Source organism: Burkholderia sp. ABCPW 11 (genome assembly GCF_001523445.1).
GTDB lineage: Bacteria > Pseudomonadota > Gammaproteobacteria > Burkholderiales > Burkholderiaceae > Burkholderia.
Map to the genome: position 1 here is coordinate 124,160 of NZ_LOVM01000037.1, position 22,906 is coordinate 147,065.

Genomic DNA, 22,906 nt, shown 5'->3' on the forward strand with positions numbered 1-22,906 from the left:
AATCAGATCCCGGCCAGCACGCGCAGGTGCGCGACGACGCTGCGCCCGAGCGCGGACAGGTTGTAGCCGCCCTCGAGGCAACTGACGATACGGCCCTGCGCATGTCGGCGCGCCACGTCGACGATCCGCGCGGTCAGCCATTCGAAGTCGGCTTCGACGAGCCCGAGGTTGCCGATATCGTCCTCGCGATGGGCATCGAAGCCGGCCGACACGAACAGCATCTGCGGCTTGAACGCGTCGAGGCGCGGCAGCCAGAACATGTCGACGGCTTCGCGGATCGCCATCCCGTTGCTGCGTGCGGGCATCGGCAGGTTGACCATGTTCGGCGCCTGATGATCGACGCCCGAGAACGGATACAGCGGATGCTGGAAGAAGCTGCACATCAGCACGCGCTCGTCGTTCGCGAACGCCGCCTCGGTGCCGTTGCCGTGATGCACGTCGAAATCGACGATCGCGACGCGCTCGATGCCGTGTACGTCGAGCGCGTGCCGCGCGGCGATCGCGACGTTGTTGAAGAAGCAGAAGCCCATCGCGCGCGCGGGCTCCGCATGGTGGCCGGGTGGACGGACGCCGCAGAACGCATTTGCATAGCGGCCTTCGATCACCGCGTCGGTCGCCGCGATCGCGGCGCCGGCCGCGCGCAGTGCCGCGCGCCACGTGTCGCGATTCATCAGCGTGTCGGGATCGATCTCGACGTAACCGTCGACCGGCGTCATGCTCCGGATGTAGTCGATGTGCGCCTGCGTATGCACCCGGCCCAGCGCGACCTCGCTCGCGAACGGTGCGGTTTCGTGCACGATCAGGTCGTCGATGCGGCTCGCAATCAATTGATCCTGGATCGCCGACAGGCGGGCCGGACATTCCGGATGCCATTCCCCCATCTCGTGCAGCATGCAGTCGGGGTGCGTATAGAAAGCGGTTGCCATAAGCTGTCATCCGCGGCGCACGGTGCGTCGCAGGTCTCCATCAATGATGTCCATCGTCTGCCGCGAATTCGCCGCTAACTTACCACAACGGGGGCCAGCTTCGGCCCGGCGCGCCGGATGCGTCGGGTATACTGCGCCGAACACAATCGCCCTGTCCGCCCGCTTCGACATGAATTCCAGCAAGCCTGCCGCCCTTCTTTCCGCGCTGTTCCGGGTTCGCGCTCCGCTCGTCGCCGCTGCCCTCGCCGCTGCCCTCGGCACCGCACCTGCCGCCGCGCAGACGCAGCCGGCGAAGCCCGCCGGCACGCTCGTCGCCCAAGCCCAACCGCAGCAGGAGACGCCGCAAGGCCAGACCTTCGAAGAGGAAATCGTTCCACAGCGTTACGCGAACAATGCGAAGGTCGACGCGTTCATCGACGAGATGGTGAGCCGCAACGGCTTCGATTCGGCAAGCCTGCATGCGCTGTTCTCGCGCATCAGCTACTCGGCGACGGCCGTCAAGCTCGTGAAGCCGGCCCCGTCGCCGACGGTCAAGAACTGGCGCGTCTATCGCTCGCGCTTCATCGAGCCGATCCGCATCAACGCGGGCGTGAAGTTCTGGAAAGCGAACCAGGCCACGCTGCAGCGCGCGTCCGAGCAGTTCGGCGTGCCGCCCGAGGTGATCGTCGGCATCATCGGCGTCGAGACCATCTATGGCCGCTACATGGGCAATTTCCGCGTGCTCGACGCGCTGACGACGCTCACGTTCGACTACCCGGACACGCCGAACCGCGACAGCCGCCAGGCCACGTTCCGCAAGAACCTCGAAGACTTCCTGGTCTGGACCCGCGACAACCAGCTCGACCCCACCACCGTGCTCGGCTCGTACACCGGCGCAATCGGGATTCCGCAGTTCCTGCCGAGCAGCATCCGCGAATATGCGGTCGACTTCGACGGCACGGGCCACGTCGATCTGCGCAGCAGTCCTGTCGATGCGATCGGCAGTGTCGCGAACTACCTGAAGCAGCACGGCTGGGAAACGGACCGTCCGGTGGTCTGGCAGATCACGCCCGATACAGGCAGCCTGGGCATCGCGCAGGCCGCCGCCGACGGCCAGCCCGAGCCGCACTGGGCGCTGTCGCAACTGCTGCGTGCGGGCATGACGTTGAACGAGCCGACGGTCAACATCACGACCGAAGCCGGCACGCCGGTCACCGTGGTCGACTTGCCGACGCCCGGGCGCGCGACCGAATACATGCTTGGCCTGAAGAACTTCTATGTGCTGACGCGCTACAACCGGAGTTTCTTCTACGCGCTCACCGTGTACCAGCTCGGCGAGGCAGTGAAAGCACAGATGGAAGCGAGCGGCGCGCTACAACCCGCCGCTGCCGCGACGCAGTCGCAGTAAGCACTGGCCGTCAAAGAAAAGCGCCGCAGAAGCGGCGCTTTTTTATCGATGCGCCGATCGCGCACCCCTCGCGCGCTCAGGCGGGAAACACGCCCGTGGACAGGTAGCGGTCGCCACGATCGCAGACGATGAACACGATCGTCGCATTCTCGACCTGGCGCGCAATGCGCAACGCGACTTCGCATGCGCCGCCCGACGAAATGCCCGCGAAGATACCTTCGACCGCCGCGAGCCGGCGCGTCATCGTTTCCGACGCAGCCTGACTCACGCTCTCGACGCGGTCGACGCGGCTGCGATCGAAAATGGTCGGCATGTACGCTTCCGGCCACTTGCGAATGCCCGGAATACGCGAGCCGTCTTCCGGCTGCGCGCCGACGATCTCGATCGCCGGATTCTGTTCCTTCAGGTAGCGCGACGTGCCCATGATCGTGCCCGTCGTGCCCATGGCCGACACGAAGTGCGTGATACGCCCCTCGGTATCTCGCCAGATCTCCGGCCCCGTTCCTTCGTAGTGCGCGACGGGATTGTCGGGGTTGCCAAACTGGTCGAGGATCACGCCCTTGCCTTCGCGCTGCATCTGTTCCGCGAGGTCGCGCGCCAGTTCCATCCCGCCCTTCACCGGCGTCAGGATGATTTCGGCGCCATACGCCGCCATGCTCTGGCGACGCTCGACCGACAGATCCTCCGGCATGATCAGCACCATCTTGTAGCCGCGGATCGCCGCGGCCATCGCGAGCGCGATGCCCGTGTTGCCGCTCGTCGCCTCGATCAGCGTATCGCCCGGCTTGATGCGCCCGCGCGCCTCGGCCTTGCCGATCATCGACAGCGCCGGGCGATCCTTCACGGAACCTGCCGGATTGTTGCCCTCGAGCTTCGCGAGCACCACGTTGTTGCGGGCGCGAATCTCGTCGTCCGGCAGGCGGACCAGTTGCACGAGCGGCGTATTGCCGATCGTGTCTTCGATAGTTTTGTAAGCCATGGATATACCGTGAGTACGAGGCCGATCAATCGATCGATTGTAAACCAGCACCAGCACGCGCGCCGGCAACCCCATTGCGACGATGGAATACGCGCGCCGCGCGGTGCGCGATCGCCGCGTACGCCGCCCCATGCAAAAAACCCGCGGCATGCCGCGGGAAGCCGTCGCAACGACGGCGGCTGAAGGAGCCCTTTGCGGATACGTGCGACCCGTTATTTCTGCGCGGTGCGAGCCGGTGCGGCGGCCGGTTTCGCTGCCGCCGGCTTGCCTGCGGCCGACGGCGCCGCGCCCGCCACCGCACCGATCGTCAACCCTTCCTGCTGAAGCCGCTCGACGGTATGCCCGCCCATGCCCTTCACGCGCGTGGCCAGATCGTCTGCATTCCTGAACGGGCCGCGTGCGCCGCGCTCGTCGAGAATCGCCTTCGCCCGCGCCGGACCGATCCCCTTGATACCGACGAGCGCATCCTCGTTCGCGGTGTTAACGTCGACGGCCGCCCAGGCCGACGCCACTGCGCCGAGCATGACCGCCGCGGCAAACCATTTCCTGATCATGTGCTGGATCTCCGAAGAAAAACGGCCGGCAGTTGCCGACCGTGAGACCCAGTCTATCGATGCAACGCGCCGGTTTAAACCTGGCCGGATAGCCAACGGACGTAGCGGTCGACGCCTTCCTGCACGGTCAGGAACGGTGCGTCGTAGCCGGCCGCGCGCAGTTTCGTCTGGTCGGCCTGCGTGAAGCACTGGTACTTGCCGCGCAGCGCATCGGGGAACGGCACGTATTCGATCAATCCCTGCTCGACCTGCTGCGCGAGCGTCAGCGGCGGCTGGTTGTCGAGTGCGCGCAGCGTGTTCACGACCGTCGACGCGATATCGTTGAACGGTTGCGCCCGGCCCGTGCCGAGATTGAAGATGCCCGACTTCTCCGGATGATCGAAGAAGAACAGGTTCACCTTGGTCACGTCCTCGACGGACACGAAATCGCGCGTCTGCTCGCCCGGCGCATAACCGTTGTACTCGCCGAACAACTTCACCTTGCCTTCCGCGCGGAACTGGTTGAAGTTGTGGAACGCGACCGACGCCATGCGTCCCTTGTGCGTCTCGCGCGGGCCGTACACGTTGAAATAGCGGAAGCCCGCGATCTGGCTCTTCGCGCTCGGTAGCACGCGACGGATCACCTGGTCGAACAGGAACTTCGAATAGCCGTATACGTTCAGCGGCGCCTCGACGTCGCGTTCCTCGACGAAACGCGTCGAGCCGCCGTAGATCGCGGCCGACGATGCATACAGGAACTGCGTGCCCTGCGCGAGGCAGGTATCGAGCACCGCGCGGCTGTAGCGGAAGTTGTTGTCCATCATGTAGCGGCCGTCGGTTTCCATCGTGTCCGAACAGGCACCTTCATGAAATACCGCGCGTACCTTGCCGAAATCGCCGCGCGCGAAGCGTTCGACGAATTCGGTCTTGTCGAGATAGTCATCGATCTCGCAGTCGACGAGATTGCGGAACTTGTCCGCGCGCGTCAGGTTGTCGACCGCGATGATGCGCGTCTCGCCGCGCTCGTTGAGCGCCTTGACGATGTTCGCGCCGATGAAACCGGCTGCGCCGGTAACGATGAGGGTCATGATCGTCCTGCCTGAAAAGTGCGAGCCACTCGTGCAGCGCGCTCGTCGCGCCGCCGAATGCACTCAGTGAAACAGTTCGTCGTAGTCCACCGTGGCCGTGCCGAGCTTGCCGACCACGATGCCGGCCGCGCGATTCGCGAGCACCACGGCGTCGACGAGCGGCACACCGGCGCCGAGCATCGTCGCGACCGTCGCGATCACGGTGTCACCCGCGCCCGACACGTCGAACACTTCGCGTGCGAGCGCCGGCGCATGCAGTTCGCCGCCCGCGGAAAAGAGCGTCATGCCCTCTTCCGAGCGCGTGAGCAGCAACGCGTCGATGCCGAGCGCCGCACGCAAATTCGCGACGCGCGCGCGCAGGTCGTCTTCCGATTTCCACTGCCCGACCACCTCGCGCAGTTCCGCGCGATTCGGCGTGATCAGCGATGCGCCGCGATAGCGTTCCCAGTCGTCGCCCTTCGGGTCGACCAGAACCGCCTTGCCGGCCGCACGCGCCTTCTCGATCATCGTCGTGACGTGCGTCAGGCCGCCTTTCGCGTAATCCGACATCAGCACGACGTCGTGCTGCGGCAACAGCGCGTCGAAGCGCGCGAGCCCCGCGAGCAGCACCTCGTGCGTCGGCATCGCCTCGAAGTCGACGCGCAGCAACTGCTGCTGACGCGCGAGCACGCGCAGCTTGATCGTGGTCGGTAACGCCGGATCGCGCTCGAGATGCGGCGTCACGCCGCTGCCGGCGAGCAGCTCGACGATCCGCTCGCCGGGCTCGTCGCAACCGACGACGCACAGCAGCCCGGCCTGGCCGCCGAGCGTCACGGCATTGCGCGCAACGTTGGCCGCACCGCCGAGCCGCTCCTCCTGACGCTGCACGTGCACCACCGGCACCGGCGCTTCAGGCGAAATGCGATCGACGTTGCCGAACCAGTAACGGTCGAGCATCACGTCGCCGACGACGAGCACACGCGAGCGCGCGAGTTGCTCGCGCGGCACCGGAACGACTTCGCGAAGAGTATCCATCGTACGTTCAGCCACGGGAGAACGACAGGGGATCGACATACGGCCGGCCGATCGCGTAGTAATCGATGCCCAGTTCGGCCATCGCGTCCGGCTCGTACAGATTGCGCCCGTCGAAGATCACCGGCGCCTTCAGTTCGGCCTTCAGGCGCGTGAAATCGGGGCTGCGGAATTCCTTCCACTCGGTCACGATCACGAGTGCGTCCGCGCCCGTGACCGCGGCGTCCTGCGTGTCGACGAGATGCAGTCGCGCCAGCATGTGCGCATCGTCGCCGAAATCCAGCGCGAACACGCGCCGCGCTTCGTCGACGGCGACCGGATCGTAGGCGCGCACGGTCGCACCGCGTTCGAGCAGCGCGGCGATCAGGCGGCGGCTGGGCGCCTCGCGCATGTCGTCGGTGTTCGGCTTGAACGCCAGGCCCCAGACCGCGAATTCGCGCCCCGTCAGGTCGGCGCCGAAGCGCTGCTCGATCTTGCCGATCAGCACGTCCTTCTGAGCATGGTTGGCGGCCTCGACGGCCTCCAGGATGCGCAGCGGCTGGCCGTTCTCGCCGGCGGTGCGGATCAGCGCCTGCACGTCCTTCGGGAAGCACGAGCCGCCGTAGCCGACGCCCGCATACAGGAAGTGATAGCCGATGCGCGGATCGGAGCCGATCCCGCGGCGCACGGCCTCGATGTCGGCGCCGACCTTGTCGGCGAGATTCGACATCTCGTTCATGAACGAGATGCGCGTCGCAAGCATCGCGTTCGCCGCATACTTCGCGAATTCGGCCGAACGCACGTCCATGTAGATCGTGCGCTCGTGGTTGCGGTTGAACGGCGCGTAGAGCTTCTTCATCTTCTCGCGCGCGATCGTGCCGGTGTCGTCGTCGTCGACGCCGATGATGATCCGGTCCGGGCGCATGAAGTCCTCGACCGCGGCGCCTTCCTTCAGGAATTCCGGGTTCGACACGACCGAGAAGCGATGCGCGACGCTGCCCGCGAGCCCGCGTGCAGCCAATGCCTCGTCGACCACGCCGCGCACGCGCCGTGCGGTGCCGACCGGCACCGTCGACTTGTCGACGATCACCTTGAAGCCCGTCATGTGGCGGCCGATGTTGCGCGCGGCCTCGAGCACGTACTGCAGATCGGCCGAGCCGTCCTCGTCGGGCGGCGTGCCGACCGCGATGAACTGGATCTCGCCATGCGCGACGCTCGCCTCGATGTCGGTCGAGAAGCGCAGACGCCCCGCCGTGCGGTTGCGCGCGATGATGTCCAGCAACCCCGGCTCGTGAATCGGCATCCCGCCGTTGTTCAGGATATCGATCTTGCGCGGATCGACGTCGAGACAGAAGACGTCGTGACCGATCTCCGCGAGGCAGGCGCCCGTGACGAGGCCGACATAGCCGGTGCCGATGATGGTGATTTTCATAGATGTTCCGGTACTTCCCGGTAATTGACTAACTTGGCCGCCGGAGCGAGCCCGGCGGCAACCGCAGCGCGTTGGCTCCGCGGCCGGGATCAGCCCGGCATCGCAGGTTCGACGCGGCGCGGCGCATAGGTTTCCCAGCCGCTGCATCCGGGGCACTGCCAATAGAAGAGCCGTGCCCGGAAACCGCAATTCTGGCACGTATACCGTGGCAGATTTTTCGTGCGCTGCTTGATCAGCGCACGCATCATTTCAAGTTCCTTACGACGCGGTTCCTCGGCCGCCGCGATCTGCGCATCGAGCAGGTGCAGCATCCCCGATAGGTTCGGCGACTTTTCCATCTGCGTCCGCGCGAGCGTGTGCGCCGCATCCTGGCCACGCAACCCGGCGATATGCTGATAGGCGATGTCGAGCAGGTCGTTCGACGGATAACGATCGACGTACCCCATCAGCAACTCCGCGCCTTCGACGTTCTTGCCGAGCGCGACGTATGCCTTCATCAGCTTGTCGGCCACGAGCGGCAGATACGCCGGGTTCTGCGCTTCGACGCGCTTCCAATGCTCGATCGCGCCCGCGTGATCGCCCGCCGCTTCCGCCGCGTCGCCGGACAGGACCGTCGCACGCACGTTCTGCGGATTCACGGTCAACGCAAGGCGCAACTGTTCGGCCGCTGCGGCGGCATTCTTGCGCTGCAGCGCGTCCTGCGCGAGTTCGCAGTGAAACTGCGCAATTTCGATGCCGAGCGGCTTGTCGCTCATCGACTCGATGCGTTTCGCCGTATCGATCGACTTGTTCCAGTCCTTCTCGATCTCGTAGATCGTCAGCAGCGCCCGCTGCGCGCCGAGCGCGTAGTCGCCGTCCGCGAGCTTGTGGAACGCCTCTTCCGCGCGATCCAGCAAGCCGGCTTTCAGGAAATCCTGGCCCAGTTCGTACAGCGCGTGGTCGCGTTCGTTGACCGGCAGATCGGTGCGACTCAGCAGGTTCTGGTGCACGCGGATCGCGCGGTCGGTCTCGCCGCGACGGCGAAACAGGTTGCCGAGCGCGAAGTGCAGCTCGACCGTTTCGGGATCGAGCTTGGCAACCTCGATGAACGCATCGATCGCCTTGTCGGGTTGTTCGTTCAACAGAAAATTCAGGCCGCGAAAATACGAACGCGGCAGGTTGGCGCTCTCCGACAGGAGATTCTTCAGGTCATAGCGTGACGCCGCCCAACCGAGCGCGAACGCGACCGGAATCGCGAGCAACCACCAGAAATCCAGATCCATGCGAAATATCGAAGCAGAGACGAAAACCGCGCGATGATCGCGCGGCGTCCGTGTTAAATGACGGGCGGCATCGGCGGCTGGTCGATGACGGCAGGCGTTTCGCGCGCCGCACGCAGATCGCGCTTCAAACGCCCGTTCTCGAGACGCAGGCGGAAGATCGAAGGCAGCGCGGACAGCAGGCCGGCCAGCAGCCCCACGGCGAAGAATGCCAGGCCGATCAGGATCAGCGGCGCTTGCCATGCGTAGCCGGCAACGAAATTCAGCGTCGCGGTTTGCGTATTGGCCAGCGCAAGCACCAGCAGCAGGACGAACACCAATACCCGGATCAGCCAGACGATAAACTTCATGAAGCCCTCTCTTTGTTGAGGTTTGCCGCGGCGCGCGACTCCCCTTCGTCGCACCGAATCGACCCGTATTGTAAAGGAAGCGTTTCCGCGGCTGCGCACATCCTGTGTGCGGCGTTGCGCATCGGTGGCCGGAAATGAAAAAAGCGCCCGCAAGGGGCGCTTTTCTTTTCAGCCTTCGCCGGACAGGTTCCGGGCACACCGAACGACGTTCAACGCTCGTCGTCCGGATCGTCAGCCTTCAGCGGTTCACCGGCGCGACCGTCGACGCGTTCACGCAATTCCTTGCCAGGTTTGAAGTGCGGCACGAACTTCTCGGGCACCTGCACTTTCTCCCCCGACTTCGGGTTGCGTCCGACACGCGCCGGGCGACGATTGAGGCCAAAGCTGCCGAAACCCCGAATTTCAATGCGATGCCCTTTCGCCAGGGCGTCGGACATCGCATCGAGCATCGTTTTCACCGCGAAATCCGCATCCTTGAGGACAAGTTGCGGAAATCGCGATGCCAGCTGCGCGACCAACTCGGATTTGGTCATACTTCAGCAGACCTCGTAAGGCTTACTGGTTTTGGCCGTCGAGCTTCGCCTTCAGCAGCGCGCCGAGGTTGGTCGTACCGGTCGCAGCAGCGCTGGAGTCCGACTGCAGGCCGCGGATCGCCTCCTGTTGTTCGGCCGAATCCTTCGCCTTGATCGACAGGTTGATGCCGCGCGACTTGCGATCGATGTTGATCACCATCGCGTTGACCTTGTCGCCTTCCTTCAGCACGTTGCGTGCGTCTTCGACGCGATCCTGCGAGATTTCCGACGCACGCAGGTAGCCTTCGATGTCGCCCGTCAGCGTGACGACCGCACCCTTCGCATCGACCGTCTTCACGACGCCGTCGACGATCGAGCCCTTGTCGTTCATTGCAACGTAGTTGCTGAACGGGTCGCCTTCGAGCTGCTTGATGCCGAGCGAAATGCGCTCCTTCTCGACGTCGATACCGAGCACGATTGCTTCGACTTCGTCGCCCTTCTTGTACTTGCGAACGGCTTCTTCGCCGGCTTCGCTCCACGACAGATCCGACAGGTGGACCAGGCCGTCGATGCCGCCCGGCAGACCGATGAACACGCCGAAGTCGGTGATCGACTTGATTGCGCCCGTGATCTTGTCGCCCTTCTTGAAGTTGCGGCTGAAGTCATCCCACGGATTCGGCTTGCACTGCTTCATGCCGAGGCTGATACGACGACGGTCTTCGTCGATCTCGAGGACCATGACTTCGACTTCGTCGCCCAGCTGGACAACCTTCGACGGCGCAACGTTCTTGTTGGTCCAGTCCATTTCCGACACGTGGACGAGGCCTTCGATGCCCGATTCCACTTCGACGAATGCGCCGTAGTCGGTGATGTTCGTGACCTTGCCGAACAGGCGCGTGCCCGACGGGTAACGGCGCGAGATGCCTTCCCACGGATCGTCGCCCAGTTGCTTGATGCCCAGCGAGACGCGGTTCTTCTCTTGGTCGAACTTGAGGATCTTCGCGGTGACTTCCTGGCCAACCGACAGGACTTCGCTCGGGTGACGCACACGACGCCATGCGATGTCGGTGATGTGCAGCAGGCCGTCGATGCCGCCGAGGTCGACGAACGCGCCGTAATCGGTGATGTTCTTGACCACGCCGTTGACGATCGCGCCTTCCTTCAGCGTCTCGAGCAGCTTCGCGCGCTCTTCGCCTTGCGTTGCTTCGATCACTGCACGACGCGACAGCACGACGTTGTTACGCTTGCGATCGAGCTTGATCACGCGGAACTCTAGCGTCTTGCCTTCGTACGGGGTCGTGTCCTTGACCGGACGCGTGTCGACCAGCGAACCCGGCAGGAACGCGCGGATGCCGTTGACCATCACGGTCATGCCGCCCTTCACCTTGCCGGTGATCGTGCCGGTGACGAGCTCGTTGTTGTCGAGCGCCTTTTCCAGCGACAGCCACGATGCAAGGCGCTTCGCCTTGTCGCGCGACAGGATCGTGTCGCCGTAGCCGTTTTCGAGTGCGTCGATCGCGACGGACACGAAATCGCCCGACTGCACCTCAACCTCGCCCTGATCGTTCAGGAATTCCTCGATCGGAATGTAAGCCTCGGACTTCAGGCCTGCATTGACGACCACGAAGTTGTGGTCGACGCGCACGACTTCGGCGGAAATCACTTCGCCGGCGCGCATGTCTTGGCGGGTCAGCGACTCTTCGAACAGAGCCGCAAAGGATTCGGTATTCGGGGTGGAGGTTTGCAGGTCGGACATAAAAATCTGATTGTGCATGGCTCGCTGTGCCACGCCGGCCGGAATGGCAGGCTGAAAGGGCCAGATCGAAGACCACACGGGGTTAAGGGTTCGAAACACGCTCTGCACTTACGCGCGGAGCACCTACTGCCGCCCGCCTTCTCAGGCTGGCTGGCCGAGCGCCCGGTACCACTGCAGCACCTGATCGACGGCTTCATCGACCGAAAGTGCCGACGTATCGAGCAGCTTGGCATCTGCCGCAGGCTTCAGCGGCGCGGCTGCGCGATTGCTGTCGCGCGCGTCACGTTCACGAAGATCCCGGAGCAAGTCATCTATGCTAGCAGAAAAACCTTTTTGCATCAATTGCTTATGCCGTCTGGTCGCGCGCGCCTCGGCGCTGGCCGTCAGGAACACCTTCAGCACGGCGTCGGGGAAGATCACCGTGCCCATGTCGCGCCCGTCCGCCACGAGGCCCGGCGTCTTGCGAAACGCCCGCTGGCGCGCGACGAGCGCGGTGCGCACGGGGCCGTGCACGGCAATGGCCGACGCGCGGTTGCCGACCGCTTCGGCACGGATGTCGTTCGACACGTCGACGCCGTCAAGCTGCGCGCAGCCTTCACGGAACGTGATGTGCAGATCGTCGATCAGCTTCACCAGCGCGTCGACGTCTTCCGCGGCGATTCCGTAGCGCACGCTCGCGAGCGCCGCGAGCCGGTACAGCGCGCCGCTGTCGAGCAGGTGGAAGCCGAGGTGCGCGGCGACGAGCGCCGCGACGGTGCCCTTGCCGGAGGCGGTCGGGCCGTCGATCGTGATGACGGGAGTCGGGTGAAAGGGTCGGGTCGATTTCATCGGAACAGTCGAATCAGGCTTTGGCGAGCGCGGCGAAGCGGTCGAAATAGTCGGGGAACGTCTTGCCGACGCACTTCGGATCGTTGATCCGCACGGGCACGCCGCCCAGGCTGACGAGCGAGAAGCACATCGCCATCCGGTGATCGTCGTACGTATCGATCGCCGCGTTCGGCGTGAGCTTTTCCGGCGGCGTGACGACGAGATAGTCGGGGCCTTCCTCGACGATCGCGCCGACCTTGCGCAGCTCGGTCGCCATCGCGGCGATGCGGTCGGTCTCCTTCACGCGCCAGCTCGCGATGTTGCGCAGCGTGCTCGTGCCGTTCGCGAACAGCGCCGCGACCGCGATGGTCATCGCCGCGTCGGGAATCAGATTGAAGTCCATGTCGATCGGCTCGAGCTTGCCGTGATCGTGGCCGATGCCGCGCACGTCGATCCAGTCGTCGCCCATCGTCACGTTCGCGCCCATCTGCATCAGCGCATTCGCGAAGCCGACGTCGCCCTGGATGCTCGCCCGCCCGACGCCCTCGACCCGCAGCGGGCCGCCGCCCAGCGCGCCGGCCGCGAGGAAGTACGACGCGGACGACGCGTCGCCCTCGACCATGATCCGCCCCGGCGAGCGATAGCGGACGCCGGCCGGCACGACGAAGCGCTGCCAGCCGTCGCGCTCGACGCTCACGCCGAAGCGCGCCATCAGCCGGATCGTGATGTCGATGTACGGCTTCGAGATCAGCTCGCCGTCGACTTCGACGACGATCCGGCCGTCCCTCGCCTTCACGAGCGGCAGCGTCATCAGGAGCGCGGTGAGGAACTGGCTCGACACGTCGCCGCGCACGCGGATCGGCGCATCGACCGAGATCGTCGCGGGCTTGATCCTCAGCGGCGGGTAGCCTTCGTTCAGCTCGTAGTCGATCTGCGCGCCGATCTGGCGCAAGCCGTCGACGAGATCGCCGATCGGCCGCTCGTGCATGCGGGGCACGCCGTGCACACGGTAGTCGCCGCCGTTCACCGCGAGTGCGGCGGTCAGCGGCCGCACGGCCGTGCCCGCGTTGCCGAGGAACAGGTCGGCCGTCTTCGCGGTAAACGCGCCGCGCGTGCCGGCGACGACACAGGTGTCGCCGTCGCGCGCGAGCTTCACGCCGAGCTTGCCGAGTGCATCGAGCATCACGCGCGTATCGTCGGAGTCGAGCAGGTTGGTGATCGTCGTTTCACCTTCGGCGAGCGCCGCGAGCAGCAGCACGCGGTTCGAAATGCTCTTCGAGCCGGGCAGGCGCACGGTGCCCGATGCGCTGGAGTACGGGCCGAGATCGAGATAGTCCATGGGAATCGTCCTGTTATTTCTTGACCGGTTCGGCAGCGGGCGTGCCGCCGCGTTCCTGCCATGCCTTGCGCGCGGCGCGCGAGCGCGTGAATACGGCTTCGAGCGCCGCGCCGTCGCCGGCGTCGATCGCCGCGCGCAACCGCGTGAGCACGCGCATGTAGCCATCGAGTTCGTCGAGCAGCGCCGCGCGGTTCGCGACGCACACGTCGCGCCACATTTCCGGGTTCGACGCCGCGATGCGCGTGAAATCGCGAAAACCGCCGGCCGCATACGAGAATTTCAGTTCCGCGTCGGCCTCGCCGAGAATCTGCTCGACGAGCGCGAACGACAGCACGTGCGGCAGATGGCTGATCGACGCGAATACGCGATCGTGCTGTTCGGTGGTCATCGTGCGCACGTCGGCGCCGGTCGCGCGCCACATCGCGTCGATCCGGGCCACCGCTTCGGGCGCGTTCTCCGGCAGCGGGCACAGCACGACGTTGCGGCCGACGTAGAGGTCCGGCAACGCAGCCTCGACGCCGCTCGACTCGCGTCCGGCGATCGGATGACCCGGCACGAACTGCACGATCCGCGCGCCGAGCGCGTCGCGCGCAGCCGCAACGACATCGGACTTGGTGCTGCCTGCATCGGTGACGATCGTCGCGCCGTCGAGCCACGGCGCAATACGTGCGAGCAACGGGCCCGTCTGTGCGACGGGTGCGGCCAGCAAGACGAGATCGGCGCCGGCAAGGGCATCGCGCACCTGCGCGTCGTCGTCGAGCGCCGCTGCGCGGTCGATCACGCCGAGCGACAGCGCGCGCTCGACCGATGCACGCGAACGGCCCACGCCGACGATCTCGCCCGCGCCGCCCGGCGCGCGTTCGCGCAGCGCGCGGGCCAGCGATCCGCCGATCAGGCCGACGCCGAAGATGACCAGTTTGTTGAATGCAAAGCCTGACACGACAAGAGCCAAGTTACGCGTGCGGGACGACGCCCAGCACGCGGAATTCCAGATTCCGGGCAACCGGCCCGCACCCGGCGCAACCTGCGCCGGATACCGCCCGCCCCCGCCTTCGGCAGCGCCGATCGGCCTGCCCTGCCCGCTTCTTCGCGCGCCGCCTGCGCACCGCAGGCGACGAGCCGCCGCGTCAGCGTGCGCGCGGATACGAACCGAGTATCTTCAGGAACGCAGCCTTTTGGCCGAGTTCCGCCAGCGCGGCCGCCACCGCCGCATCGTCGCGATGCCCCTCGATGTCGATGTAGAAGTAGTACTCCCACGTGCCGACGCGCGCCGGACGCGACTCGAAGCGCGTCATCGACACGCCGTGCCGCGCGAGCGGCTCGAGCAGCTTGAACACGGCGCCCGGCTCGTTCTTCACCGACACGATCAGCGACGTCTGGTCGTGACCGCTCTGGCCGGCCGGCTGCTTGCCGACGATCACGAAGCGCGTGCGATTGTGCGGATCGTCCTGGATCAGCGAGAACGCAATCTGCAGGCCGTAATGCGCGGCCGCGCGATCGCCCGCGATCGCGGCGACGGTCGGGTCGGCCGCGGCCAGACGCGCGGCTTCCGCGTTGCTCGCCACGGCTTGCCGCTCGAGCTGCGGCGCATTCGCCGCGAGCCACTGCTGGCATTGCGCGAGCGCCTGCGCATGCGCGCAGACACGCTTCACGCCGTCGAGCGTGCCGCTCTGCGTGAGCAGGTTGTGATGGATTGGCAGCGCGAGCTCGCCGCTGATCACCAGTTGGGTCTGCAACAGCAGGTCGAGCGTGCGCGATACCGCGCCTTCGGTCGAATTCTCGACCGGTGCGACGCCGAACGCGGACGCGCCGGCCTCGACCGAGCGGAACACCTCGTCGATCGACGGGCACGGCAACCCTTCGATCGACTGACCGAAATACTCGAGCATCGCCTGCTCGCTGTACGTGCCGACCGGCCCGAGGAACGCGACGTGGATCGTCTGCTCGAGCGCGCGGCTCGCCGCCATGATCTCGCGCCAGATGGCGCTGATGTGCTCGCTCGCGAGCGGCCCCGCGCTCATGTCCTGCAGCCGCGCGATCACCTGCAGCTCGCGCTCCGGCCGGAACACCGGCGCGTTGAAATGCTTCTTGACCTCGCCCACCTCCAGCGCCACCGCGGCGCGCTGGTTCAGGAGCGCAATCAGCTGCGCGTCGATCGCGTCGATGCGGTCGCGCAGCGGTTTCAGGCGGGAATTCAGTTCGTCGTCCATGCGTTTTGCCGTGCTGTTTGAACAGCGCCGCGGTCAGGCGCCGCGCTGCTCGAAGTCCTTCATGTACTCGACGAGCGCCTTCACGCCCTCGAGCGGCACCGCGTTGTAGATCGACGCCCGCATGCCGCCGACGGACTTGTGGCCCTTCAGCTGCAGCAGCCCGCGCGCCTTTGCGCCGGCAAGGAAGTCTTCGTTGCGCGTTTCGTCGGCCAGGAAAAACGGCACGTTCATCCGCGAACGTGCTGCCGGCTCGACCTTGTTCAGATAGAAACTGCTCGCGTCGATCGTGTCGTAGAGCAGCTTCGATTTTTCGATATTGCGGGCCTCGATCGCTTCGAGGCCGCCCTGCCGCTTCAGCCACTGGAACACGAGGCCCGCGATGTAGATCGCGTAGGTGGGCGGCGTGTTGTACAGCGAGTTGTTCGCGGCGATGGTCTTCCATTCGAATGCGGACGGACAGATCGACAGCGCACGATCGAGCAGATCCTCGCGCACGATCACGACCGTCACGCCGGCCATCCCGATGTTCTTCTGCGCACCGCCGAACAGCACGCCGTACTTCGCGACGTCCATCGGGCGCGACAGGATGTGCGACGAGACATCCGCGACCAGCGGCACGTCGCCGAGATCGGGGATCTCGAACGTCTCGACGCCGTCGATCGTCTCGTTGGTGCACAGATGCACGTAGGCGGGATCGTCCGACAGCTGCCATTCGGCGCGCGCGGGCGCACGCGTGAAGCCGCCCTCCGTCTTGCCGGTCGCGGCCAGATGCGGCGTGCAGAACTTCTTCGCCTCGCCGAACGATTTCTGCGACCACGAACCCGTCACGACGAAGTCGGCCGTCTTGCGCGAGCCGAGCAGGTTCATCGGCACGATCGCGTTTTCCGCGATGCCACCGCCCTGCAGGAACAGGATCCGGTGGCTCGCCGGCACGCCGAGGAGGTCGCGCAGGTCGGTCAGCGCGGCCTCGTGGATCGACATGAATTCCTTGCCGCGATGGCTCATCTCCATCACGCTCATGCCGCTGCCGTGCCAGTCGAGCATTTCGTCGGCGGCCTGCCGCAACACTTCCTCGGGCATCGCCGCGGGGCCGGCGGAGAAATTAAAGACGCGCATCGTGAAAACCTCGGGAGGGACGCGACCGGCTTGCCGCCGGCAAAACGCGCCAGAAAAGAAATGGCCGCTTGCGCTCGCGCGCAAACGGCCATTATCGCACTGTCGTCAGGCTCCCGCCAAACCCGGCCGAACGGCCGGGGGCGTGCCCGGACAGCTTACTTGCCCGGCTTGACTGCTGCGACTTCCTTGTCAGCCTGCGTACGCGTTGCCTGGATCGCTTGCGGCATGTACTTCTGCATCAGGCCGTTGACCACGTCGCGACCGACCTGATCCTGAACCTGGATGAACTTGCGGCCCGTCGGGCTCTTGTAGAACGTCGTCAGATCCTTGATCTCCGACGTGCTGTAGTACTTCGCGTACGCGTCGTACTGAGCCGACATCGCGTCGCTCTGGAACTGCTGCGTGCCGAACACCTTGCCTGCACCGTCGACCAGCTTCGGCACCGCGTTCTTCTGCAGCGTCGGAACGGCAGCCTGCTTCTGCTTGTCGTTCAGCGTCTTGTTTTCCGACAGCGCGTCCGACAGGATCGCCGGCACGAGCTGCTTGGCCTGCATTTCGGCGCTGTTGCCGATTGCCGACACGAGCTTCGGCGCGTCGATCGCGTCGAGCAGATCCTTGATCGCCGCCTTCTTGTCGGCGTCGATCGGCGCAGCTGCCGCCGGAGCAGCCGGTGCGGAATTCGACAGCGCCTGCGCCATCGCGAACGTCGGCACCAGTGCAGCCAGCAGAACCAGTTGCTTGAATTGCTTTTGCATCATCACTCCCTTTTGGAAATATGAATGGTTGCTCGCCGGCCGCGGCGCTTTTCGCCCGCGGCGGCCAGAGTCTCATCCGTTCTTCAGGCTTCGCCGTCCGACGCCTCGTCGGCCTCGCCCTCTCCCTCTTCGGCCTCCGCGATCTGCTGCAGGCCAGAGAGCTTGGTACCCTCATCGAGACTGATGAGTGTAACACCTTGCGTGGCGCGCCCCATCTCGCGTATCTCGGAAACACGGGTGCGAATCAACACGCCGGCCGTCGTGATCAGCATGATCTGATCCTCGGCGTCGACGAGCGTGGCGGCCACGACCTTGCCGTTGCGCTCGGACGTCTGGATCGCGATCATGCCCTTCGTGCCGCGGCCGTGACGCGTGTATTCGGTGATCGGGGTGCGCTTGCCGTAGCCGTTCTCGGTTGCGGTGAGCACGGTCTGCTCCTCGCTGCCCGCGACCAGCATCGCGATGACCTGCTGCCCGTCCTCGAGCTGCATGCCGCGCACGCCGCGCGCCTCGCGCCCCATCGGGCGCACGTCGTTCTCGTCGAAACGCACGGCCTTGCCGGAATCCGAGAACAGCATCACGTCGTGCGCGCCGTCGGTGATCGACGCACCGATCAGGTAGTCGCCATCGTCGAGGCCGACCGCGATGATGCCCTTCTTCATCGGGCGGCTGAATGCTTCGAGCGGCGTCTTCTTCACGGTGCCGAGCGACGTCGCCATGAAGATGAACTTGTCGGCCGAGAATTCCTTGACCGGCAGCACGACGTTGATCTTCTCGCCTTCCTGCAGCGGGAACATGTTGACGATCGGGCGGCCGCGCGAGTTGCGCGAGCCCTGCGGCACTTCATAGACCTTGACCCAGTACACGCGGCCGCGGTTCGAGAAGCACAGGATGTAGTCGTGCGTGTTCGCGATGAAGAGCGTCTCGATCCAGTCGTCTTCCTTCATCTGCGTCGCCTGCTTGCCGCGACCGCCGCGCTTCTGCGCGCGGTACTCGGACAGCGGTTGCGACTTCACGTAGCCCGCATGCGACATCGTGACGACCATGTCCTGCGGCGTGATCAGATCCTCGGTGTTCAGCTCGGTCGCGTTCAGCTCGATCTTCGAGCGGCGCGCGTCGCCGAATTCGGCCTTCACCGACGTCAGTTCCTCGCCGATCATCGTCGTGATCCGCTCGGGGCGCGCGAGGATGTCCAGCAGGTCGGCGATCTGCGCCATCACTTCGCGGTACTCGCCGATGATCTTGTCCTGCTCGAGGCCGGTCAGGCGCTGCAGACGCATCTGCAGGATTTCCTGCGCCTGCGTGTCGGACAGGCGGTACAGCCCGTCGGTCTGCATCCCGAACGCCGGGTTCAGGCCTTCCGGACGGTACGCGGACCGGCCGCCGGCCGCCGCGTTCTCGCTCTCGGCGCGCGTCAGCATCTCGCGCACGAGCGACGAATCCCACGGCTTCGCCATCAGTTCCTGCTTCGCGATCGGCGGCGTCGGCGCAGCCTTGATGATCGCGATGAACTCGTCGATGTTCGCGAGCGCGACCGCGAGACCTTCGAGCACGTGGCCCCGCTCGCGGGCCTTGCGCAGTTCGTAGATCGTGCGGCGCGTCAGCACTTCGCGTCGATGCGACAGGAAGCACTGCAGGATTTCCTTCAGGTTCAGCAGCTTCGGCTGGCCGTCGACGAGCGCGACCATGTTCATGCCGAACGTGTCCTGAAGCTGCGTCGCCTTGTACAGGTTGTTCAGCACCACTTCCGGCACTTCGCCGCGCTTGAGCTCGATCACGACGCGCATGCCGCTCTTGTCGGACTCGTCGCGGATGTCGGAAATGCCTTCGAGCTTCTTCTCGTTGACGAGCTCGGCGATCCGCTCGAGCAGCGAGCGCTTGTTCACCTGGTACGGCAGCTCGTCGACGATGATCGCCATCCGCTGGCCGCGGTCGATCTCCTCGAAATGCGTGGCCGCGCGCATCACGACACGGCCGCGCCCGGTGCGGTAGCCGTCGCGCACGCCGGCGACGCCGTAGATGATGCCGGCCGTCGGGAAGTCCGGCGCCGGGATGATCTCGATCAGCTCGTCGATCGTCGCCTCCGGATTGCCGAGCAGATGCTGGCACGCGTCGACGACTTCGTTCAGGTTGTGCGGCGGGATGTTGGTCGCCATGCCGACCGCGATGCCCGACGAGCCGTTGATCAGCAGGTTCGGAATACGCGACGGCAGGACCGACGGCTGCGTTTCGTTGCCGTCGTAGTTCGGCTCGAAATCGACCGTTTCCTTGTCGATGTCGGCGAGCAGTTCGTGACCGATCTTCGCCATGCGAATTTCGGTGTAACGCATCGCCGCGGCATTGTCGCCGTCGATCGAGCCGAAGTTGCCCTGCCCGTCGATCAGCATGTAGCGCAGCGAGAAGTCCTGCGCCATCCGCACGATCGTGTCGTAGACCGCGGTATCACCGTGAGGGTGATATTTACCGATCACGTCACCGACGATACGCGCCGATTTCTTGTACGCGCGGTTCCAGTCGTTGTTCAGTTCGTGCATCGCGAACAATACGCGCCGGTGCACGGGCTTCAGGCCATCGCGGACATCCGGAAGGGCACGTCCGACGATCACGCTCATCGCGTAATCGAGATACGAACGGCGCATTTCCTCCTCGAGGGAGGTGGGCAGGGTCTCTTTGGCGAATTGATCCATGTATCCGTATCGTTTCGGAGCGAAGACGGCGAACGCCTTTCGCGTGGGCGCTGCATGCGCAACGCAACGCGAGATTCTAACATGCGCCCATCAGCCGCCAATCCGCTCCCCCTCTATATGTAAACAGCAAAAATCGCGGCGGCGGCGAATCGGCCGAAATCGCGCGCGACTGGAGACGTCGCATACGATCCCATCCGCCGTGTTTCACGCGCGCGAGTAAACGATGGCATGCATTCGTACGATTTCCCGGCCACGCTCTTGACAATCTCTAAAAGTTACGGCAGGCCGGTGTTGCGCATGCACCACAAAGTTGAAGCGATCTTGGGGTGGGGAGGATTTTTTTTCGTAGGAAGGGAACGATATGGCAAAATGCCAACGCACTGAAAGTTAGACGCTGCTCGAAGTCTACACAGAGCGGTGCCGCGTTTTTTGTGCCGCACCAATGTTATACTTCGAGCAATGTATGACTTGTCACCGTCAACAGGCTCGCAGTAAACCTGCGGTAATCTCAATTTCGAGAGGAGAAATATGAATAAACTTTCAAAGCTCGCGTTCATTGCAGCTACCGCAGTTATGGCTGCATCCGCTTCGGCACAGTCGGTGCCGGCGTCGCGTCAAGCCGTCAATGACAACTGGGTGAACGGCACGGGCGAATGGGTGTGGATGAACGGCACGAACGAGCTCTGCTGGCGCGATGCGTTCTGGACGCCGGCCACCGCCAACGCGAAGTGCGATGGCGCACTGGTCGCCCAGGCACCGCAGCCGCCGGTCGCTCCGGTCGCTCCGGCCATCACGAGCCAGAAGATCACGTATCAAGCTGACGCACTGTTCGACTTCGACAAGGCAACGCTCAAGCCGCTGGGCAAGCAGAAGCTGGACGAACTGGCATCGAAGATCCAGGGCATGAACACGGAAGTGGTCGTCGCAACGGGCTACACGGACCGCATCGGTTCGGACAAGTACAACGACCGTCTGTCGCTGCGCCGTGCGCAAGCCGTGAAGTCGTACCTGGTCAGCAAGGGTGTGCCGGCCAACAAGATCTACACGGAAGGCAAGGGCAAGCGCAACCCGGTCACGACCGGCTGCAACCAGAAGAACCGCAAGCAACTCATCGCCTGCCTCGCACCGGACCGCCGCGTGGAAGTCGAAGTGGTCGGTACGCAAGAAGTGCAGAAGACGACCGTTCCGGCGCAGTAAGCCGCGGTTTTCGACTGCTTCAAAGCCCCGCTCCGGCGGGGCTTTTTCATTGATGCCCGTCCAGGCGCTCGCTGGCCTCGTCGTCCGCCCGCTTATATACTCGGGGCTGACGCACCGATGCATCGCCCTCCTCTCGTAGCCCGTTTGCCGACATGACCAACGCCGATCCGCACGAACTCCAGAAATTCAGCGACCTCGCCCACCGATGGTGGGATCCGAATGCCGAATTCAAGCCGCTGCACGACCTGAACCCGGTGCGGCTCGGCTGGATCGACGCGCATGCGCACCTGGCCGGCAAGCGCGCGCTCGACATCGGCTGCGGCGGCGGCATCCTGTCCGAATCGATGGCCGGGCTCGGCGCCCAGGTGAAAGGCATCGATCTGTCGACCGAAGCGCTCGGCGTTGCCGACCTGCACAGCCTCGAAAGCGGCATTTCGGTCGATTACGAGGCGATCGCCGCCGAAGCGATCGCCGCGCGCGAACCGGGCACCTACGACGTCGTCACATGCATGGAGATGCTCGAGCACGTGCCGTCACCCGGCGATATCGTGGCCGCGTGCGCGACGCTCGTGAAACCGGGCGGCTGGGTGTTCTTCTCGACGCTGAACCGCAACCTGAAGTCCTATCTGTTCGCGGTGATCGGCGCGGAATACATCGCACAAATGCTGCCGAAGGGTACGCACGATTACGCGCGCTTCATCCGCCCGTCGGAACTGGCCGGCTTCGTGCGCGCGACGGATCTGCACATCGTCGAGATCAAGGGCATCACGTATCACCCGATCGGCAAGCGCTTCGCGCTGTCGAACGACACCGACATCAACTACCTCGTCGCATGCCGACGCGGCGCATGACCTTTCGACCGGCATGACGACTCCCCTTTCGACTGCGCGGATCGCTGACGAACCGCGCTTGCTGCACTGCGATGCGGTCCTGTTCGATCTGGACGGCACGCTCGCCGACACGGCGCCCGATCTCGCGGCAGCCGTCAACAAGATGCAGCGCGAGCGCGGCCTACCCGAAACGTCGCTCGACGTGTTGCGGCCGCTGGCCTCGGCCGGCGCGCGCGGCCTGCTCGGCGGCGCGTTCGGCATCGATCCGCACACGCCCGGCTACGAAGCGATGCGCGACGAGTTCCTGGCCAACTACGCAACCGATCTCTGCGTGCATACGACGCTGTTCCCCGGCATCGGCGACGTGCTCGACGAACTCGATGCGCGCGGCGTGCGCTGGGGCATCGTCACGAACAAGGCGATGCGGCTCACGGCGCCGCTCGTCGAGCTGCTCGGTCTCGCGCCGCGCGCCGCGTGCGTCGTCGGGGGCGACACAACGCCGCACTCGAAGCCGCATCCGGCCCCGCTGCTACATGCGGCCGACCAGTTGGCGCTCGCGCCTGCGCGCATCGTCTACGTCGGCGACGACCTGCGCGACATTCAGGCCGGCAGCGCCGCCGGCATGGCCACAGTGGCAGCTGCGTACGGCTATTGCGGCGACGGCGTCGCGCCGGTCGACTGGCAGGCCCAGCACCTCGTCGACACGACGCAGGAACTGCGGGACCTGCTGCGCGATGTTGGGCTATAATGTTT

The 22,906-nt window shown here is 65.0% G+C and carries 21 protein-coding genes; 4 read left to right on the forward strand and 17 right to left on the reverse strand.

Translation table 11 applies throughout. From position 1 onward, the window contains the following. Positions 1-2 precede the first annotated feature (2 nt). Positions 3-926, reverse strand: a complete 924-nt coding sequence (locus WS61_RS16960) for a histone deacetylase family protein (RefSeq protein WP_034206723.1) — start codon at positions 924-926, stop codon at positions 3-5. A 43-nt stretch (positions 927-969) separates the two neighbouring features. On the opposite strand from WS61_RS16960, the gene mltB reads away from it, so the two are divergent. Beyond that, positions 970-2,313, forward strand: coding sequence for a lytic murein transglycosylase B (gene mltB, locus WS61_RS16965; protein WP_082751483.1), 1,344 nt, complete (start codon positions 970-972; stop codon positions 2,311-2,313). 76 nt (positions 2,314-2,389) lie between these two features. Here mltB and cysM read toward each other — a convergent pair whose 3' ends face one another. From cysM to gyrA, 16 genes are all read right to left on the reverse strand, one after another. Beyond that, positions 2,390-3,292 carry a cysteine synthase CysM gene (gene cysM, locus WS61_RS16970; RefSeq protein ID WP_059501676.1) on the reverse strand — a complete coding sequence of 301 codons (903 nt, stop codon included), beginning with the start codon at positions 3,290-3,292 and terminating at the stop codon, positions 2,390-2,392. A 212-nt stretch (positions 3,293-3,504) separates the two neighbouring features. After that, a complete protein-coding gene (locus WS61_RS16975; protein WP_059501678.1) occupies positions 3,505-3,846 on the reverse strand; it encodes a helix-hairpin-helix domain-containing protein in 342 nt (113 codons plus the stop codon). Between the two features lie 74 nt (positions 3,847-3,920). Next, positions 3,921-4,913, reverse strand: a complete 993-nt coding sequence (rfaD, locus tag WS61_RS16980) for an ADP-glyceromanno-heptose 6-epimerase (protein WP_006496538.1) — start codon at positions 4,911-4,913, stop codon at positions 3,921-3,923. A 63-nt stretch (positions 4,914-4,976) separates the two neighbouring features. Further along, complete coding sequence (gene rfaE1, locus WS61_RS16985; RefSeq protein ID WP_059501680.1) at positions 4,977-5,927, reverse strand: D-glycero-beta-D-manno-heptose-7-phosphate kinase; 951 nt, start codon at positions 5,925-5,927, stop codon at positions 4,977-4,979. 7 nt (positions 5,928-5,934) lie between these two features. Next, positions 5,935-7,335, reverse strand: coding sequence for a UDP-glucose/GDP-mannose dehydrogenase family protein (locus WS61_RS16990; RefSeq protein WP_059501682.1), 1,401 nt, complete (start codon positions 7,333-7,335; stop codon positions 5,935-5,937). Positions 7,336-7,424: 89 nt separating this feature from the next. Beyond that, on the reverse strand, positions 7,425-8,597 hold the full coding sequence (gene lapB / locus WS61_RS16995; RefSeq protein ID WP_059501683.1) for a lipopolysaccharide assembly protein LapB: 1,173 nt from the start codon (positions 8,595-8,597) through the stop codon (positions 7,425-7,427). A 53-nt stretch (positions 8,598-8,650) separates the two neighbouring features. Then, a complete protein-coding gene (locus WS61_RS17000; protein WP_012328123.1) occupies positions 8,651-8,944 on the reverse strand; it encodes a lipopolysaccharide assembly protein LapA domain-containing protein in 294 nt (97 codons plus the stop codon). A 209-nt stretch (positions 8,945-9,153) separates the two neighbouring features. Beyond that, entirely contained in the window at positions 9,154-9,477 is a 324-nt protein-coding gene (locus WS61_RS17005; RefSeq protein ID WP_006486894.1) for an integration host factor subunit beta, read from the reverse strand. A gap of 22 nt (positions 9,478-9,499) precedes the next feature. Next, positions 9,500-11,212, reverse strand: a complete 1,713-nt coding sequence (gene rpsA, locus WS61_RS17010) for a 30S ribosomal protein S1 (protein WP_011544885.1) — start codon at positions 11,210-11,212, stop codon at positions 9,500-9,502. 141 nt (positions 11,213-11,353) lie between these two features. Next, complete coding sequence (gene cmk, locus WS61_RS17015; RefSeq protein ID WP_059501685.1) at positions 11,354-12,040, reverse strand: (d)CMP kinase; 687 nt, start codon at positions 12,038-12,040, stop codon at positions 11,354-11,356. A gap of 13 nt (positions 12,041-12,053) precedes the next feature. Beyond that, complete coding sequence (gene aroA, locus WS61_RS17020; RefSeq protein WP_059501687.1) at positions 12,054-13,358, reverse strand: 3-phosphoshikimate 1-carboxyvinyltransferase; 1,305 nt, start codon at positions 13,356-13,358, stop codon at positions 12,054-12,056. Between the two features lie 13 nt (positions 13,359-13,371). Then, positions 13,372-14,298 (reverse strand): prephenate dehydrogenase/arogenate dehydrogenase family protein, encoded by a 927-nt coding sequence (locus WS61_RS17025; RefSeq protein ID WP_059501689.1) that lies wholly within the window; start codon positions 14,296-14,298, stop codon positions 13,372-13,374. A gap of 187 nt (positions 14,299-14,485) precedes the next feature. After that, entirely contained in the window at positions 14,486-15,568 is a 1,083-nt protein-coding gene (gene pheA / locus WS61_RS17030) for a prephenate dehydratase (RefSeq protein ID WP_059501691.1), read from the reverse strand. A gap of 33 nt (positions 15,569-15,601) precedes the next feature. Then, positions 15,602-16,684 (reverse strand): 3-phosphoserine/phosphohydroxythreonine transaminase, encoded by a 1,083-nt coding sequence (gene serC, locus WS61_RS17035; RefSeq protein ID WP_059501692.1) that lies wholly within the window; start codon positions 16,682-16,684, stop codon positions 15,602-15,604. A gap of 155 nt (positions 16,685-16,839) precedes the next feature. Next, positions 16,840-17,439: a DUF2059 domain-containing protein gene (locus WS61_RS17040; protein ID WP_006486966.1), complete on the reverse strand. Its 600-nt coding sequence runs from the start codon at positions 17,437-17,439 to the stop codon at positions 16,840-16,842. A gap of 83 nt (positions 17,440-17,522) precedes the next feature. Beyond that, positions 17,523-20,126: a DNA gyrase subunit A gene (gyrA, locus tag WS61_RS17045; protein WP_059501694.1), complete on the reverse strand. Its 2,604-nt coding sequence runs from the start codon at positions 20,124-20,126 to the stop codon at positions 17,523-17,525. 528 nt (positions 20,127-20,654) lie between these two features. Between gyrA and ompA the strand changes: the two genes are divergently transcribed. The 3 genes from ompA (at position 20,655) to gph (ending at position 22,901) form a co-directional block, all read left to right on the forward strand. Next, a complete protein-coding gene (gene ompA / locus WS61_RS17050; RefSeq protein ID WP_006400736.1) occupies positions 20,655-21,323 on the forward strand; it encodes an outer membrane protein OmpA in 669 nt (222 codons plus the stop codon). Positions 21,324-21,475: 152 nt separating this feature from the next. Next, positions 21,476-22,174, forward strand: a complete 699-nt coding sequence (ubiG, locus tag WS61_RS17055) for a bifunctional 2-polyprenyl-6-hydroxyphenol methylase/3-demethylubiquinol 3-O-methyltransferase UbiG (protein WP_059501696.1) — start codon at positions 21,476-21,478, stop codon at positions 22,172-22,174. A 13-nt stretch (positions 22,175-22,187) separates the two neighbouring features. Continuing rightward, positions 22,188-22,901: a phosphoglycolate phosphatase gene (gene gph / locus WS61_RS17060; protein ID WP_059501698.1), complete on the forward strand. Its 714-nt coding sequence runs from the start codon at positions 22,188-22,190 to the stop codon at positions 22,899-22,901. Positions 22,902-22,906: the final 5 nt, after the last annotated feature.

Bases quoted from the DNA above. Each gene is read 5' to 3' on its own strand.
- mltB (WP_082751483.1), top strand. From the start codon at position 970: ATGATGTCCATCGTCTGCCGCGAATTCGCCGCTAACTTACCACAACGG.
- rfaD (WP_006496538.1), bottom strand. From the start codon at position 4,913: ATGACCCTCATCGTTACCGGCGCAGCCGGTTTCATCGGCGCGAACATC.
- WS61_RS16990 (WP_059501682.1), bottom strand. From the start codon at position 7,335: ATGAAAATCACCATCATCGGCACCGGCTATGTCGGCCTCGTCACGGGC.
- ompA (WP_006400736.1), top strand. From the start codon at position 20,655: ATGAATAAACTTTCAAAGCTCGCGTTCATTGCAGCTACCGCAGTTATG.
- WS61_RS17040 (WP_006486966.1), bottom strand. From the start codon at position 17,439: ATGCAAAAGCAATTCAAGCAACTGGTTCTGCTGGCTGCACTGGTGCCG.
- serC (WP_059501692.1), bottom strand. From the start codon at position 16,684: ATGCGCGTCTTTAATTTCTCCGCCGGCCCCGCGGCGATGCCCGAGGAA.
- rpsA (WP_011544885.1), bottom strand. From the start codon at position 11,212: ATGTCCGACCTGCAAACCTCCACCCCGAATACCGAATCCTTTGCGGCT.
- aroA (WP_059501687.1), bottom strand. From the start codon at position 13,358: ATGGACTATCTCGATCTCGGCCCGTACTCCAGCGCATCGGGCACCGTG.
- rfaE1 (WP_059501680.1), bottom strand. From the start codon at position 5,927: ATGGATACTCTTCGCGAAGTCGTTCCGGTGCCGCGCGAGCAACTCGCG.
- ubiG (WP_059501696.1), top strand. From the start codon at position 21,476: ATGACCAACGCCGATCCGCACGAACTCCAGAAATTCAGCGACCTCGCC.
- WS61_RS16975 (WP_059501678.1), bottom strand. From the start codon at position 3,846: ATGATCAGGAAATGGTTTGCCGCGGCGGTCATGCTCGGCGCAGTGGCG.
- gyrA (WP_059501694.1), bottom strand. From the start codon at position 20,126: ATGGATCAATTCGCCAAAGAGACCCTGCCCACCTCCCTCGAGGAGGAA.
- WS61_RS16960 (WP_034206723.1), bottom strand. From the start codon at position 926: ATGGCAACCGCTTTCTATACGCACCCCGACTGCATGCTGCACGAGATG.
- gph (WP_059501698.1), top strand. From the start codon at position 22,188: ATGACGACTCCCCTTTCGACTGCGCGGATCGCTGACGAACCGCGCTTG.
- cmk (WP_059501685.1), bottom strand. From the start codon at position 12,040: ATGAAATCGACCCGACCCTTTCACCCGACTCCCGTCATCACGATCGAC.
- WS61_RS17005 (WP_006486894.1), bottom strand. From the start codon at position 9,477: ATGACCAAATCCGAGTTGGTCGCGCAGCTGGCATCGCGATTTCCGCAA.
- cysM (WP_059501676.1), bottom strand. From the start codon at position 3,292: ATGGCTTACAAAACTATCGAAGACACGATCGGCAATACGCCGCTCGTG.
- pheA (WP_059501691.1), bottom strand. From the start codon at position 15,568: ATGGACGACGAACTGAATTCCCGCCTGAAACCGCTGCGCGACCGCATC.
- WS61_RS17000 (WP_012328123.1), bottom strand. From the start codon at position 8,944: ATGAAGTTTATCGTCTGGCTGATCCGGGTATTGGTGTTCGTCCTGCTG.
- lapB (WP_059501683.1), bottom strand. From the start codon at position 8,597: ATGGATCTGGATTTCTGGTGGTTGCTCGCGATTCCGGTCGCGTTCGCG.